The 14,901-nt window shown below is 38.3% G+C and carries 13 protein-coding genes and 2 pseudogenes; 4 read left to right on the top strand and 11 right to left on the bottom strand.

Annotated features, from left to right (window positions below):
• Window positions 1-105: 105 nt before the first annotated feature.
• From plsY to K2F26_RS09505, 3 genes are all read right to left on the bottom strand, one after another.
• On the bottom strand, window positions 106-786 hold the full coding sequence (gene plsY / locus K2F26_RS09515) for a glycerol-3-phosphate 1-O-acyltransferase PlsY (protein WP_220611263.1): 681 nt from the start codon (window positions 784-786) through the stop codon (window positions 106-108).
• Window positions 787-1,039: 253 nt separating this feature from the next.
• Window positions 1,040-2,305, bottom strand: a complete 1,266-nt coding sequence (locus K2F26_RS09510; protein ID WP_220611262.1) for a DUF3086 domain-containing protein — start codon at window positions 2,303-2,305, stop codon at window positions 1,040-1,042.
• A gap of 465 nt (window positions 2,306-2,770) precedes the next feature.
• Window positions 2,771-3,157 (bottom strand): DUF3119 family protein, encoded by a 387-nt coding sequence (locus K2F26_RS09505; protein WP_220611261.1) that lies wholly within the window; start codon window positions 3,155-3,157, stop codon window positions 2,771-2,773.
• Between the two features lie 768 nt (window positions 3,158-3,925).
• On the opposite strand from K2F26_RS09505, the gene K2F26_RS09500 reads away from it, so the two are divergent.
• On the top strand, window positions 3,926-4,846 hold the full coding sequence (locus K2F26_RS09500; protein ID WP_220611260.1) for a class I SAM-dependent methyltransferase: 921 nt from the start codon (window positions 3,926-3,928) through the stop codon (window positions 4,844-4,846).
• Window positions 4,839-5,813 (top strand): PrsW family intramembrane metalloprotease, encoded by a 975-nt coding sequence (locus tag K2F26_RS09495; RefSeq protein WP_220611259.1) that lies wholly within the window; start codon window positions 4,839-4,841, stop codon window positions 5,811-5,813. Before K2F26_RS09500 ends, K2F26_RS09495 begins: the two co-directional genes overlap by 8 nt.
• A 128-nt stretch (window positions 5,814-5,941) precedes the next feature.
• Here the strand turns inward: K2F26_RS09495 and K2F26_RS25440 are convergent.
• Together K2F26_RS25440 and K2F26_RS25435 are read right to left on the bottom strand one after the other, a co-directional pair.
• A pseudogene (locus K2F26_RS25440) lies at window positions 5,942-6,385 on the bottom strand (6-carboxytetrahydropterin synthase); the annotation flags it as partial.
• A 27-nt stretch (window positions 6,386-6,412) separates the two neighbouring features.
• Window positions 6,413-7,216: pseudogene (locus tag K2F26_RS25435) on the bottom strand (6-pyruvoyl trahydropterin synthase family protein); the annotation flags it as partial.
• A gap of 611 nt (window positions 7,217-7,827) precedes the next feature.
• Between K2F26_RS25435 and K2F26_RS09485 the strand changes: the two are divergent.
• Entirely contained in the window at window positions 7,828-8,691 is an 864-nt protein-coding gene (locus tag K2F26_RS09485; protein ID WP_220611257.1) for a hypothetical protein, read from the top strand.
• Between the two features lie 41 nt (window positions 8,692-8,732).
• Window positions 8,733-9,608 carry a GUN4 domain-containing protein gene (locus K2F26_RS09480; RefSeq protein WP_220611256.1) on the top strand — a complete coding sequence of 292 codons (876 nt, stop codon included), beginning with the start codon at window positions 8,733-8,735 and terminating at the stop codon, window positions 9,606-9,608.
• 39 nt (window positions 9,609-9,647) lie between these two features.
• On the opposite strand, the gene K2F26_RS09475 is transcribed toward K2F26_RS09480, so the two are convergent.
• The 6 genes from K2F26_RS09475 to K2F26_RS09450 all read right to left on the bottom strand — a co-directional run bounded on the left by K2F26_RS09475 (window position 9,648) and on the right by K2F26_RS09450 (window position 14,752).
• On the bottom strand, window positions 9,648-10,007 hold the full coding sequence (locus tag K2F26_RS09475) for a DUF5615 family PIN-like protein (protein WP_220611255.1): 360 nt from the start codon (window positions 10,005-10,007) through the stop codon (window positions 9,648-9,650).
• Window positions 10,008-10,009: 2 nt separating this feature from the next.
• Complete coding sequence (locus tag K2F26_RS09470) at window positions 10,010-10,234, bottom strand: DUF433 domain-containing protein (RefSeq protein ID WP_220611254.1); 225 nt, start codon at window positions 10,232-10,234, stop codon at window positions 10,010-10,012.
• A 90-nt stretch (window positions 10,235-10,324) separates the two neighbouring features.
• Window positions 10,325-11,014: a J domain-containing protein gene (locus tag K2F26_RS09465; protein ID WP_220611253.1), complete on the bottom strand. Its 690-nt coding sequence runs from the start codon at window positions 11,012-11,014 to the stop codon at window positions 10,325-10,327.
• 185 nt (window positions 11,015-11,199) lie between these two features.
• Window positions 11,200-12,153, bottom strand: a complete 954-nt coding sequence (cysK, locus tag K2F26_RS09460; protein ID WP_220611252.1) for a cysteine synthase A — start codon at window positions 12,151-12,153, stop codon at window positions 11,200-11,202.
• Between the two features lie 17 nt (window positions 12,154-12,170).
• Entirely contained in the window at window positions 12,171-12,608 is a 438-nt protein-coding gene (locus K2F26_RS09455; RefSeq protein ID WP_220611251.1) for an RrF2 family transcriptional regulator, read from the bottom strand.
• A gap of 443 nt (window positions 12,609-13,051) precedes the next feature.
• The gene (locus K2F26_RS09450; protein ID WP_220611250.1) at window positions 13,052-14,752 is read right to left on the bottom strand and encodes an iron uptake porin; all 1,701 of its coding nucleotides are present in this window, start codon (window positions 14,750-14,752) and stop codon (window positions 13,052-13,054) included.
• Window positions 14,753-14,901: the final 149 nt, after the last annotated feature.

The following is a 14,901-nucleotide window of genomic DNA, read 5'->3' as shown; positions in this document are numbered from 1 at the left end:
CAAGCTTTTCTGGCTTTATTCTTAATCCCCATATTCTCATCAAAATAAAAATATTCTAGTCGGCTGAAGCCGACTTTCGCTATTAGACTGGGAATTCATTCCCAGCTATGCAGTTTGTTTAGATTCAGTTTCTACCTTCTGGCCAATTTTGGGTTCTGTACCTGCAAGCAACCTTTCAATATTACTGCGATGACGAATAATTACATATAAACCCCCAGCAATACTAAACAAAACATAAGCTAAAGGTTGCTGGAAAACCACCATCAAAATAGAAACAGCAACCGCACCAGAAATAGAACTTAAAGAAACGATCTTAGATATAGCAATAACTATACCAAAAACACCCAAAGTAGCCAAACCAACTTGCCAATTCATGGCTAATAAAATACCCAAACTGGTAGCGACAGACTTACCACCAGTAAAACCTAAAAAGATTGATTTACTATGTCCTAAAATTGCCCCTAAACCAACCAAAGTTACTAACCAAGGTTGCCATAATTGCACATCTAAATTTGCAGGTATGACATTATAACCAAGAGCAAAATTGAATAAAGCATAAACCAGATTTATTGCCAAAACTCCCTTCAAACAATCAACCAATAACACAAAAGCCCCCGGACCTTTACCCAAAGTTCTCAGGACATTTGTTGCACCAGTTGAACCAGAACCAACTTCCCGAATATCAATACCTTTTAATAACTTACCTGCAAGATATCCAGTGGGAAAAGAACCCAATAGGTAAGCTAAGAAAACCACTAACCCACACAAAGTCAACCAAATAGTCATAATTTTATTAGAAGTTCAGAAGTTCAGAAGTTCAGAAGTTCAGAAGTTCAGAAGTTCAGAAGTATGGCTAACGCCACGCTTCGCTATCAGGAGTCAGGAGTCAGGAGTCAGGAGTTATTTATTTTGGATTTTGGATTTTGGATTTTGGATTTTGGATTGTTTTTGTTAACTTCAATCTAAAATCTAAAATCTAAAATCTAAAATTTTTTTCCCCAGTCACCAGTCACCAGTCCCTATTCCCTATTCCCTATAATTAAAAATCATCATCAAAATCTCGATCGCGCATCATTTTCGGATCTGGTGCAAAAGCTAACCACAAAGGAAATTGTAATAAGCCTAAACTAATTTGCTCCTCAGAATCATCAATGATAATTAACGGCATTTGATTAGATTTAACTAATCTGTCCGCTTTTTGGGCTAAAGCGTTAGGTGATTCAAATAATACCACACCTCTGTCTGGTCCAAAATCAGGACGACCGATACCTAAACAATCTTGTAAACCCCGTCGCCATTCGCCCAAACGCTCTGGACTATTAGCTAAAATCAGAGTACGTAGGCGATCGCCATATAATTTATGTAAAATCGAAATTGCCGCCGAAGCAATTAAAATATTCTGTAACCTGCTACCCATCGTCCGCAGCGCACCCCGTCCCCCCAAAGTAAAAAACCAGTTAGAGACTCTTTCCGCGTGAACAGGTTCAAAAGTGCGCCTTAGCTGCCATGCAGGACCATAATAATCAGGCTGGTTGCGATATTGGTCAATTAAACGGCGAATTTGTTTTGTTGTATCTTGAAATTGTTGTTGGGCAAATTGCAAAGTCTGAGACTGTTCTTCAACAGGTTTGGCTTCTTTTTTCGCTTCTTTTACGGCTGGTTTTTCTGTTTCTTTTTCCCTCACAGCCGACACAAGTTGCAATTGTTCTGCTGCGGCTGCCAAATCTTGTAAACTACCTGTGAGATAATCTTTAAAACCCTGTACCCGAATAGCCAAATCTTGAGACGTACCTGCAAAAGTCGTTCGCATTTCATTTCTAATGCGTTCTTGTCTTCGCTCCAGTTGTTCTACAGAAATTTGCAATGCCTGTTTACGTTGTTCTAACAAAGAAAGGGACTCTTGCACCATTTTCGAGAGTGCTGTTTGAGTTTCGCTCACTTGTCCCTGAAGGGTTTTGTAAGTAATTTGCAGTTGAGATATTTCTGCTTTCAGTGCTGCTTCAGTTTCCTGTAACTCGGCTACTCGTTGCGCGGCTACTGCATATAGTGAGTTAATTTCTGATTCTGATTCCAGGAATTTATTATCTATTTCTTCTGTTTGTGTTTCTATGTTCATCATTGTAGACTCTACATCAACTTCCGCTGCTGATGGTTGTGCTGGAGTTGATGTTTCTGTCTCTAATGGTGAATCATCCGATAAATTTGCTGATATTTCCCCCTGTTTTTCATCTGTGGAAATTTCATTCGGCGTTTCTTCCCACCAGTCATCTATCGGTTTTGGAGTTTGGGATTCCTCTGGGTTCATAAACAATATTGTAATTATTAACGCGACTAAATTATAGCCATAGACAGAGTAGTTAGGGCTAGGAGTCAGGAGTCAGGAGTCAGGAGTCAGGAGGAGAGTTAAAAATATTTTTTCATCTCTGGCTGCCCAAAAAAGTGCCTGGCTTCGCCGTGAGCGTCAGTGGTCACTGAGCTTGTCGAAGTGCCGAACGGTTTTTCAGACTCAAGACGCTATAGCCTTGCACCTGCCCTCTTGTTGATGAGCCTCAAACCTTTGATTTATTAGGTTTTTGGGTTTATTCAGCAAGCCCCAATTAATCATGAAACTCTTACTACAAAAGGGTTTTACTCCTGACTCCTTGACGGGTAAAGCACAAGCTAAACCCCTACTGACTACTGACTACTGACTCCTGACTCTTGACTCCTGACTCCTGCTATAGTTTTCAGTTATCAGTTATCAGTCTACCAACCTTTGACTGTTGACTGTTCATATTCTGGGACAACGTTCTTCTAAGCAAGATTTTAAGGTCTTGGGGTCAAATAAAATCGGTAAAAAGTGAATGCTGTTGATTTCTTTAAAGTAAAACAAAATGGGAACTCTGTCCCAGAAAATCCGCCAGTTTTGCCATTCTCGGTAAGGAAAACGCCGAATTAACTTTTCACCCCGGTAAAGATCAAAATCAGTAGCAGTAAATTGAAACCGCAAGGTTACAGCTTGCAACATTAAAAATAATCCTAGCAGAGCGATCGCTCCTCCAATCCAAGGTTGCAACAGCAGTAGGGGAATAGAACCAAGCACTAACACAATAGGGATGTTGTAACTTGGCTTGAGTTCAACTGTAGATAGGGCGTTGGGTATGGATGAAGTAGTCATAATTTTAGGGAATAGGGAATAGGGGAGAAAATTTTAGATTTTAGATTTTAGATTTTAGATTTTAGATTGGATCTGAAAAAACAATCGGGAGCAATGGGATTTTGTGGGATGACCCTACCGGGAGAGCGATGCCTACGGCGGGCTACGCCTACGCTAATTAAAACTTCAGTACAAATATAGTATTTAATACAAGCTAAATAGATATATTACTGAAAAAGACTCCGACAAGAAATAAGCTGGTGGTCGATTGTGGTCAGGGCTTGTACCAAATGTTTTTAATCTAAAATCTAAAATCTAAAATTCCCGGTCAAATATTGCCAAATATGGCGCAATAGCTAGTTCATTTGAAACTGCACAAACAATATTATCAGATTGGGGAATTGATATGAGTAAAATTATTAACAATATATGTAGTTGATGAACAGGGGAAAAAAGTCCCACAAAATCCCATTGCTCCCGTAAATAAGGAGGCAGGAGGCAGGAGGCAGGGGTAAAAAGATTTATACCAGTCCCTCACAGGGGTAGGTTTTTAATATTATATGTTAAGGCAGGACAAGGAAGATTTTATACAAAAAATGGTCTGTTGAGCGGCGCTTGTTGTTACCAATTGTACATTATTTGTACGGATTTCCGCCCTTGTCCACTGTCCTTCCTTGTCCTCCAAGTCTTGCCCTCACGACAATGTAAAATACCTACCCTTGTGAGGTCCCCAGTCCCCAGTCCCCAGTCACCTGCTGTAAAATAAAGCTGTTCAACGCTACCAACATTATGACTACTGCTATCAAAACCACTCCTGATCTACCTTCCCGCTTAGTCAATGGCATCCTTTCAGTTAAGCCTTTATTTAACCTGGCTAAACACCAAGCCAGACAAATGATGATTAAACGGGCTGAGAAAATAGGTGTAAATTGGTTTCAAGAAGTTGAAAAATTACAAGCACGAGATTGGGCAAATGATTTAACTCAAGTCCAAAATCCTCAACTCACCTACCCAGACTATTACGTTACTTCATTCCACGCTTACGAAACCGGAAATCTAAGTTGGCAAGCTGCTTTTGAAGTTGAATCTGCTGCTTATGCGGTACACGCTAAAATTTGGCAAGATTTCCAAGCTCAAGGTGATGCTAAACTACGGGAAAGTTATCACAACATCCTCAAAAGTTCTATTTCCCAACCACCAAAAGATATTTTAGATTTAGGTTGTAGTGTGGGTATGAGTACCTTTGCTTTACAAGAAATTTACCCCCAAGCCAAAATCACAGGTTTAGATTTATCTCCCTATTTTTTAGCAGTCGCTAACTATCGTTCTCAACAACGTCAAACAAACATTAACTGGGTTCATGCTCAAGCTGAATCTACAGGATTAGTAGATAATTCTTTTGATTTAGTTTCTATTTTTTTAATGTGTCATGAATTGCCCCAGTCAGCAACTAAAAAGATTTTTGCAGAAGCGAGACGGGTTTTGCGTCCAGGTGGACATTTAACAATTATGGACATGAACCCAAAATCAGAAATTTACAAAAAAATGCCTACTTATGTTTTCACATTGCTCAAAAGTACAGAACCTTATTTAGATGAATATTTCACTTTAGATATTGAGAAAGCATTAATTGAGGCTGGGTTTAAAACTCCCAGTATCACTAGCAATAGTCCTCGTCATCGCACTGTAATTGCTCAGGTAAGTGAGTAATTTATTTTTATTAATGTGGGCAGTAATTCCGCCATTACTATTTTTATGGTTTTACTATCGGCGAATTTCTGCCCCTCCTTTTCCCCTACAACTATTATGTTTTTTTGTAGTTGGTGCAATATCTGGTTTTGTTGCACTGGGAATAGAATGGGGAATAGAAATTGCTGCTAATTCTGTTATCAACTGGGCAAAAATACAACGTTCTTTTGTAGGTTTTTCCCTGCGGCAGTTGGTGGTTATTGGTCCAGTTGAAGAAGGTTGTAAGTTTGCTGCTGTAATTTTTCCTATTTTTTATTTACAGCGCAGTTATAGGTTACGCGCTAGTACGGTTTTTCTGTTTACGATAGCTGCTGCTTTGGGGTTTACTGCTGAGGAAAATTGGGTTTATTGGTTTCATGGTACTGCACCAATTTTAGAACGAATTATTAGCACTCCTGTACATTCTATGTTTGTTGCTCCTTGGGGGTATGCGTTAGGAAGATATATTTTTTCTGAAAGGCGTTTAAATAAAGATAGAAGTTTGATTTTTACTGCTTGGTTAAATTCAGTTTTATTTCATGCTTTGGTAAATATTTTATCTAGAAGTTGGGTTTATCCCCGTCCTATTAGTTTGCTTGGTTATTGTTTATTTCCTTTTTTGTTATGGTTGTTTTGGCGGTTAGAACAATTTCTGCGAAAAGTGCAAGGTAAACGTCCTTTGATTTTAATTTCTGGTAATACTTCTAAGCAGCGTTTTTGGCAAAGATGTTTAATTTTGTTGATATTAATTTTCGGTGGTAATGCTATTTTGGGCGTTTTTATTTTGGTGAGAAAAGTTAGTCCTTTACCAATAATACGAATTTTTGATACTGAGATTTTATTGTTGATATTTAGGGAAATTTTTATTAATTTTTGTTTAGGTTTTGTGGCCTGGTTAATTTATCGTTATTTACGAAATTTAGCCCATCGTCGATATTTTTTTAAATGATGAAAAGTGAGAAGTCAAGAAAAGGATGCAGTATAAATATTCTGACTCCTTTACGGGCGAAGCATTCGAGTGACTAATTATCAATTTTTGTCCAAGGCTATTTTGCGAATGCTTCGCCCCTACTTAACTTAAACTGCTGCTAATTCTAGTTGTTTTATTCCTACATCTACAGAAGTTTGATCTAAGTCAGCAGCATAAATTTCACAGGAGTTATTGGGACTTTCAATGAGTTTAATTTTGTGCAGTGTTGCCCCTAGTTTTTGAATGGGCGATCGCAAAATATCACTAATATAAAATGCGATGTTTTCTGCTGTGGGTACAACTTCACCAAAAAAGGAAACGTCTTTATTTAAGAAACCATGATCCATTGGTTCAATTACAGAATTTTTAATGATTTGATTTAAACCACCTAAATCAACTCCCATTCCTGTGATTGGATCAATTTCCCCTTTGACGGTGACTTCTAAATGATAATTATGTCCATGTCCATTAATGCGAGCGCATTTACCGTAAATTTGTTTATTTTTCTCTAAACTCAAATCAGGATGAGCTAATCTGTGCGCTGCACTAAAATCAGTAGCTACATTGAAAAATGTTTCTGATCCATTACCTTTGTATTCTACCCACAGTTGATCACTTTCAAATAATTTCACCTGGGATAATTTTACTCCTAATTCTTGAATTGGAGATTGCAGTAAATCACTAATGTAACGAGAGATATTTTCTGTGGTGGGAACTATTTGTGATTCAGCAAAATAAGGGATATCTTCATTAATGCAGGAGTGATCAAATAATTCCAAAATATGATATTCAATCACTTTATTTAAAGCGCGAACATCTACGATCATTCCTGTACGTGAGTCCATTTCCCCTTCTACAGTCACTTCTAAATGATAGTTGTGTCCGTGGGTGCGGGTACATTTACCATATTTTTCTACACTCAGGTTAGGTGCTAAACGATGGGCGGCGCTAAAGTGACTTCTGACAGTTAAAGAAGCTGTTTTTCCTTCTCCTTGATATTCTGCCCACATCTGCGGATGTTCTAACAACTGCACCTTAACGATGGGTAAATGAGGTGCTAACCGTTCCCAGATGACTTTAGCAATATTTTCTGTGGTGGGGAGAGTTTCTTTAAATTCTGGCCACACATCATTCAGGTAAGAAAAATCTAGTTGACCGGTAGCTTCATTTTTGATGGTGTGTTTCACATCAGAGAGGTTTAACACCATTCCATACTCATCCAGTTCACCAGACATGGATATAAATAATACATAGTTATGACCTTGACCGGGGAATTTCGAGAAAGGACCAAACTTTTCTAGGTTCTCGGTTTCACTCAATTCTGGCAACCAATACCGATGAGTAGCTGAAAACTGAGCGCGGCGATTTATGATACATTCCATGACTGCACTGGTAAAAATTTAATATTTCTTAATCTTTCACTGTTTCCAGTGTAAACCAATTTGTGCTTCTGTGGTCAGTTGTCAGTGGTCAGTGGTCAGTTGTTTTTTTAACTGGTAACTATTTAATAGGTACTGGGATATGCGATCCAATACTTGTCGGTTAAGCTGAAAAAATAGAATTAAGTAGGTTGGGTTGAGGAACGAAACCCAACATTTATAAGCTTTTGTTGGGTTGCGCTATTGCTTAACCCAACCTACAAAAACTCTTAACCTAACAGTATTGATATGCGATCGCTACCTACGGATCAGACGTTGTATAATACAGTATATTTCATCTTAGTGAGATACAAACTCACATCATCAAGCCCTTGTGGAACAGGCATCTTGCCTGTTAACCTTGTACTTCATAACTTAGGAAACTGCTGTATCATTATTAATTTTGTTACCCAATGAAAAATAACAGAAAACTAAATTAACAACTAAATTAATGTTTATGTTCATATAATATTTTTTGTAAATTTTTTGTAACATCATTATATACTTATTGATTTCAGTGTTATATTTATGATGTTGAAATAATATTGAAATTTGTGCTGAAAGGATGTTAAAAAATGATCGGATGGTTGTTTGGGGGTGTAGTTAAAAAATTTGAACGTGCAGCAAAAGACGTGATTAAAGAAAGTAGTCAAGAAATATCCAACTTATTTGATCATAAACTCAAACCTCTAGCTGATCAATTTGACTATGTATCACAACAACGTCTTCAAGAAATAGAAGATTTAGAAACTCAAACAAAAGTAGATATTGAAAACTTGCTGAATCATGCTAACGATAAAGTCAAGGCTAATTTAGAAGAAATTAATCAATTAAGAGAACAAGTAATCAAAGACTCACAACAAACAATTAGTCAAACCAACTTTTATTTAGAAAATCGTATTAATCAACTTTCATTAGCAGTGATGGAAGCTATTGCAGGTGTAGATAGTAGTTTGCAAAGAGTCGAAAATTTAGAAAATCAATTATTCGCAGATGCAAGTCAACTGATAGATAAAATAGATGAAGCAATAGATGGTAAATTAGAATTTATCCGTAATGAATTAAAAAGACATTTACACCATGCTTTACCCAACCCCTTAGATAAATGTAGACAACAATTAGGAATTGGCTGGAAATTTGGTGGTAGTATTTCCGATATGCAGCTTTATAAATTAAATCAATGTTATGAATTGAGTAAATTAAATGAAAACACACCTATTGATCAAGTGTTAGAAACCTATGGACAATTACAACATAATGCAGCAATGATGGCCGCTTTAGTCAGAAAATCTCCAGAATTAAGACGGAGAGCAATTGAAGACTGGATGAAATATGGTTTATTATGTGAATTTTGGCGTAGTACAATAGCTGATTATGGTCAACAAGAGCAATTGAAATTACAGGGTAGTTATTCACAAAAAATATTAAAAGGTAATTAAAAGGTAATTAATCAATATCAGGTAAAAAGAGGGTGAATTTTATGATGACATCTGATAACAACTGGAAAACACCTTTAGGAGTTTACGAAAAAGCAATAGAAGAATTGAGAAACGCGAGAACCGAACTAAAAGAAACTCAAAATAGTTTACTGGTTACTGTTCAAACTTTACAAACAGAAATACAAACATTAAAATCTCAACTTCGTGAAACACAAGAGAACCTAGAAACCAGTGAACAAATAACCACAGAAACCAAGAATAATTTAAGTCAAGCTACAGAAGAAATAGAGAAGTTAAAAGCAATGTTAAATGAACCACAAGCAAATACCCAAATTATCCAAGAATTAGCAGAGATAAAAGCACAAATATCACAATTACAAACTCACATTCAACAACCAGAACAACCAACTATTTTACAAGCTTTATCACATTTACAATTACAATTATCCCAATTAACAGATGAATTAACTTTAGTATCTCATGCTTCGGGAATGGATTATAGAAAATTACAGCAATTATTATCTGCACAAAAGTGGAAAGATGCTGATAAAGAAACCTATTCTCTAATGTTGAAAATATCTGAACGTGAAGATAAAGGTTGGTTAGATGATGGAGAAATTGAAAAATTTCCTCGCTATGATTTACATATAATTAATCAACTTTGGGTTAAATATAGTGATGGTAGGTTTGGGTTTAGTATTCAAAAACAAATTTTTCAATATCATCAACAGTTTATAATTGGATGCGGTTGGATAGAAAATATTGCTAAGAATGAATGGGTAAAATACGAAGATTATAATTTTACTTTAGAGGCAAATATAGGACATCTTCCCTCAACACCGCGAATAGTCGGGTTAGGTTTAAAAAATAGTAAGGAAATTACCCACCGATTAAATATTTTTTACTCAAGATATTAATTTGTGGAGAAAACCCCTCACACGGAAAATAAAAAATGTTTAAGAAAATGGTTTTCTCAGTCTATGTCCTTCTGGTTCTATAACAACAAATGCTCCTACTAATTCTGCTTCAGAGTATGATTGTAAAACTCTAGTAAATTCACTGTGAACAGCATTGACATTGCTAGGTAAAATACGCAGGTAGATAACTCCAGTTCCAAGTGATCTGACAAAAACAAGATTTCCATAGTCTCTGTCTCTTGTCACAACAATTCTGTTTTGTTCCTGTGCTGTTTTCAGTATTTCTTCATCTCTTGCTTGGGAAAGACCAATTTCAGCTACAAGCACAACATCATGTCCACCATCAGCAAGGAATCTAGCGGTAACTGCATATACATCTTGATCCAGTAAAAATTTCATGGTTAAGCTGATATTAGATGAATGTCCTCAGCAGCTACCAAAGCGATCGCATATCGCAAACAAGCACGAATATCTTCAACTTCCAAGTCTGGATAATACTCTTGAATAATTGTCTCAAAGGAAAGTCCTTCTTTCACAAGTTCAAGAATACTTTGGACTGTAATTCTTGTACCTGATATACATGGTTTACCAAAGTGAATTTGTGGGTTAACAGAAATTCTTTCCATAATATTCCAACCTATATAAATTTTATTATAACATAAATCTCAATGCGTTAAATATTTGATGTATAAAAATTTCTGACTCCTTACCATTTTTCACCCCACTGATTCTTGCGCTTCACAATGTAACCGCGTCGCTATTCTAAACATTTCTTGACCAGTATGTAAATAACGATCATCATAATTTAAAGGAAAATAGCCCAACTCTTCCAAACCATCACCCACCTGATTTAAACTATAATAAAGATGCGCCGCCGCCCTAGCTAAACTAGGAGGATTTGGTAAAGAACGAAAAGTATTTTGAGCCTTTTTAAAATCCTCCCGACAAGTATCTAAATATTCTTGAAATTTATCTATTAACTCATCATCAAAAGGATCAGCAGCTAATTCTTCAATCTGTAATTCTAAAGAATTAAGAATCCGACAAAGCAAACGGTTAACCGGTTGATACACTAGACGCAACCACTCTTCTACCTTTTCATCTGCATCTTTTCCAGATTGTTTTTTAGCCTTATGTCGTTTTTGAGCAGATGCGGTTCTTTCTTGACGGTGAACATTTGATGTTTGGGCATCTTTTCTGATTTGTTCATCATATTGCAGACGACTTTGAACATCACTCAAAACTTCATAAGCAGCATTAATTCTAATAATTTCCTCATGATTAGCTGTTTCCTGATTACTGTCAGGATGAAACATTTTTACCAAGCGGCGATATGCTTGTTTAATCTCCGCTTGGCTGGCATTATTTTTAACTTTTAGTGTTTCGTAATGGTTAGAATCTTCCATGATTCAATTATCAGTTATCAGTCATCAGTAATTAGTTATCAATAAATTTTATTATTAATCTGTTCACTGTTCACTGACTCCTGACTCCTATGTGGGTTTAGCATTGCTAAACCCCTACTGACTGTCACCTGTCACCTGTCACCTGTCACCTGTCACCTGTCACCTGTCACCTGTCACCTAAACGCTTAGTTGACCGTCTTAGCTTCTAAATCTTGAAACAAAGGTGTACTCAAATATCTTTCGCCAAAACTAGGTTGAATCATGACTATTAAACGTCCTGCATTTTCTGAACGTTGGGCGACACGCACAGCAGCACATAAAGCAGCACCACTAGAAATCCCCGATAATAGTCCTTCTTCTCTTGCTAATCTACGACTGAAAGCGATCGCCTCTTCATCAGTGACACCAATCACTTCATCAATCAATTTTACATTCAAAACTTGGGGAACAAAACCCGCCCCAATACCCTGAATTTTATGGGGTCCTGGTTTACCACCAGATAACACAGGACTATTAGCAGGTTCAACAGCGATCGCCTGAAAACTAGGTTTCTTCGCCTTCAAAACTTCCGCCACACCAGTAATAGTACCACCAGTACCCACACCCGCCACAATCATGTCAACCTGGCCATCCGTATCTTCCCAAATTTCCAAGGCTGTAGTTTCTCGATGTATTTTAGGATTAGCAGGATTACGGAACTGTTGCAACATATACGAGTGTGGTGTAGTCTCCACAATTTCCTGCGCTCTGCGAATCGCCCCACTCATCCCCTCAATACCCGGTGTTAATTCCAACTCTGCCCCATAGGCACGCAGCATCGCCCGACGTTCAGCACTCATGGTTTCCGGCATAGTCAAAATTAATTTATACCCCTTAGCCGCCGCTGTCATTGCCAAAGCAATACCCGTATTTCCCGATGTTGGTTCTACCAACACCGTCTTACTAGGAGTGATTAAACCTTCCCGTTCAGCATCATTAATCATACTCACACCGATGCGGTCTTTTACCGATGCCGATGGGTTCATGCTTTCCAGTTTCAGCAAAATCCGTGCTACACAACCTTCCTCTTGGGGAATACGGTTTAACTGCACTAAGGGAGTCCGTCCAACCAATTCTGTAATATTCCGAGCAACCCGCATAATAACTTTTGATTCCTTTAGATGTAGTACATGATATCTAACTGCCTCCGTGAATCTCGCTGTTCACAAAGATCCTGAAGCGAATATTTTTGTAAGACCGCATTTGCAGCTTGACGCGCTTCTTGCCAAATTTCTTCTACAATGGCACTATCTAAACTTTTGGGGTTAGTATCGTCTTCACCAGTCTTAATATCAAACCCTTCTAAACATTCCAAAATATCAAAAACGCTAATTTTCCAAGGTTCTCGCGCTAACAGATAGCCACCTTTTGAACCGCGTTGACTTTTCACTATACCCCCACGCCTCAAAGTAGCAAGTAGCTGTTCTAAATAGCGATCTGGTATATCTTGTTGGGCGGCGATTTGTCGAATTTGCATCGGTTCGCCGCTTTCGTAATGAGTTGCCATTTCTAATAACGCCAGAATTGCGTATTCAGATTTACAGGATAGTTCCACAAGCAGCAGTTAAGGATAAAGGATCATTAATTATTCATAATTCATAACTTTTTCTAGTATACTCCGGTTTTCCACTGGGGTTTGTACTTTTTTTGAGTATTCAGCTATCAGCCATCATCAATCAGCTATAGCAGGTGACAGTGCTAAAAGCCTTTAACATGATTCTGCGAAAGTCCCTACCCTCAGCGTAGCGGGCAGGGAACAGGGAACAGGGAACAGGAAACAGGGAACAGATAAGGTTTACAGAGATTTTTGTTTGTTCCAAAAATGTTCAATTAATTTTGCCCAGGTACTGACTCCTGACTCAAGAGGGCAACCACAGGGGGTTGCCCCTACGACTGACTCCTGACCGTTCTAAGTTTTTTCTGCCCAAAACAAAAAACCCGCCTCATGGCGGGCAAAAAAGATTAAAAGATTGTTAGCAGACTACCAACGTTCTTCATCTAGAAAGTAAACGTTGTTCTGAGAGTTCCAATAAAGGCATCCTGGCTATTGCTGTTCTGTCCAACAGCAGGTAACCAAATCACACCAGGGGTGACAGAGATGTTATCAGAAACGCGATACTTGTAGAAACCTTCAACTTGGTAAGGTATATCACCAGTGTTAGGACCACCAGTATTATTAAAGGTATAGGGTTGAACGCCACCGAAAATACCTAATACGTTCCCTCTCTTACCAAAGTCAGGTAACGCTACCCCAACTCCATAACTCCAAGCTTCATAATCATCATTTGCAGCAAAGCCTGTAATATCGTGGTAAGAAACGAAACCACTGATAGATAGTCTTTGGCTGGGTTTGAACGCTGCGGAAACACCGTAGGAGTTACTGGAAGAGCCGCTTGGTGAACTCAGATTATTAGCTAGTGTTGTACCGACAACAGCACCTCCATCACGTCCTGCATCAAACAAGGTACTACCAGCACCATGATAACCATGAACATAGGTAGCAGCTAAAGCAAGGCGATTACCAACATTGAAGTTTAACTGACCTAAAGCCGCATAGTTACCATCAAACAAACCTGCACCATTAGCAGGGTTTTCAGCCCCAGAAGTTGTGTTTCCAGAAGCCAAGTAACCTAAAGTTAATGAACTTGGTTTGAGAATACCGCCGCCTTGTCCAAAGGGTACATTAACAGCAATACCTGAACCACCACCTATTCTATAGATGGGATTTTCCGAACTAAAGGTACTTAAAGCACCATTACCGCCATCTGTTTTATCGAAGAAGTAAGGGTTGTTAACTGCTGCATAATGGCTATGCTGACCACCAGTAGCTGCTATGTAGACCTGTGCCGGACCAATAGGAGCTTCATAAGTCAGTTTGTCAATCTCAACATTGTTATTACCAGTGCTACCAACTTCAAAGGTTTGGTTAGTTTCATCTGTGGTTCCAAAACCTTGGGCATTACCCGCAGTCAAACGAGTATTCAACATATCTCTACCTGTGAAGCTGCTTTGCAGGTTCAAACGAACTCTATTTTGCAAAACAGTTTGTCCAGGAGGAGTAGCGCCCAAAGAATCAGTGACAGCAAAAATTGCTTCACCTTGTAATTTGGTGGTAGTAGAGAATTGATTCGCTTCTAACTCGGCAGTACGGGCTTCCAAAGTATCTACACGACCCCGTAAAGTTGCCAGTTCCGCAGAAAATTCTTCTTGCAGACGCTGTAAAGTCGCTAAATCCTGTTTTGTCACCAAATCAGCTGTAGCTGTGGCGATCAATTCGTTAACACGATCTAAACAAGCATTTAAACCAGCAGCAAATTCATAACGGGTTAATGCCCGGTTGCCGCGATATGTACCATTGGGATAACCCGCAATACAGCCATATCTTTCTACCAAAGATTGCAATGCTTGGAACGCCCAATCGGTAGGCTGAACATCAGAAAACTGAGATACTGATGTAACTTGCGACTGTAAATTTTGACCTTCGTGGCTGTAGCTTTGAACCTGTGCTAAAACCTGCGTTTCTGAAGCGACTGGAGCTAAAACTTCAGGCTGTTGGGAAACTTCTGTAGCGGCTTGAGTTTCCAGTGTTGATACTTCAGTGGTGGCATTTGCAGCGGCAACAGCTGTTCCTGAAACTAATAACGCTGCTCCTAAAACCGCTGGGCTAACCACCAGAGACTTCCACAAGAGATTAGACATCTTTCTTTTACTCCTCACACCGTTTATAGATGACTGTTTTTGTAGTACCTACTTATCCGAAATGCGACATCTTTCTGCGACCTGTGGATGAGGCATAGCTGCCAACACTACGATTTTAGTTTTTACAAAGTTAAAAAATGATTAACGAA

Source organism: Sphaerospermopsis torques-reginae ITEP-024 (genome assembly GCF_019598945.1).
Classification (GTDB): domain Bacteria; phylum Cyanobacteriota; class Cyanobacteriia; order Cyanobacteriales; family Nostocaceae; genus Sphaerospermopsis.
The sequence above is the reverse complement of the archived record's forward strand: the minus strand, read 5'-3'. Positions and strand labels throughout refer to the sequence as shown.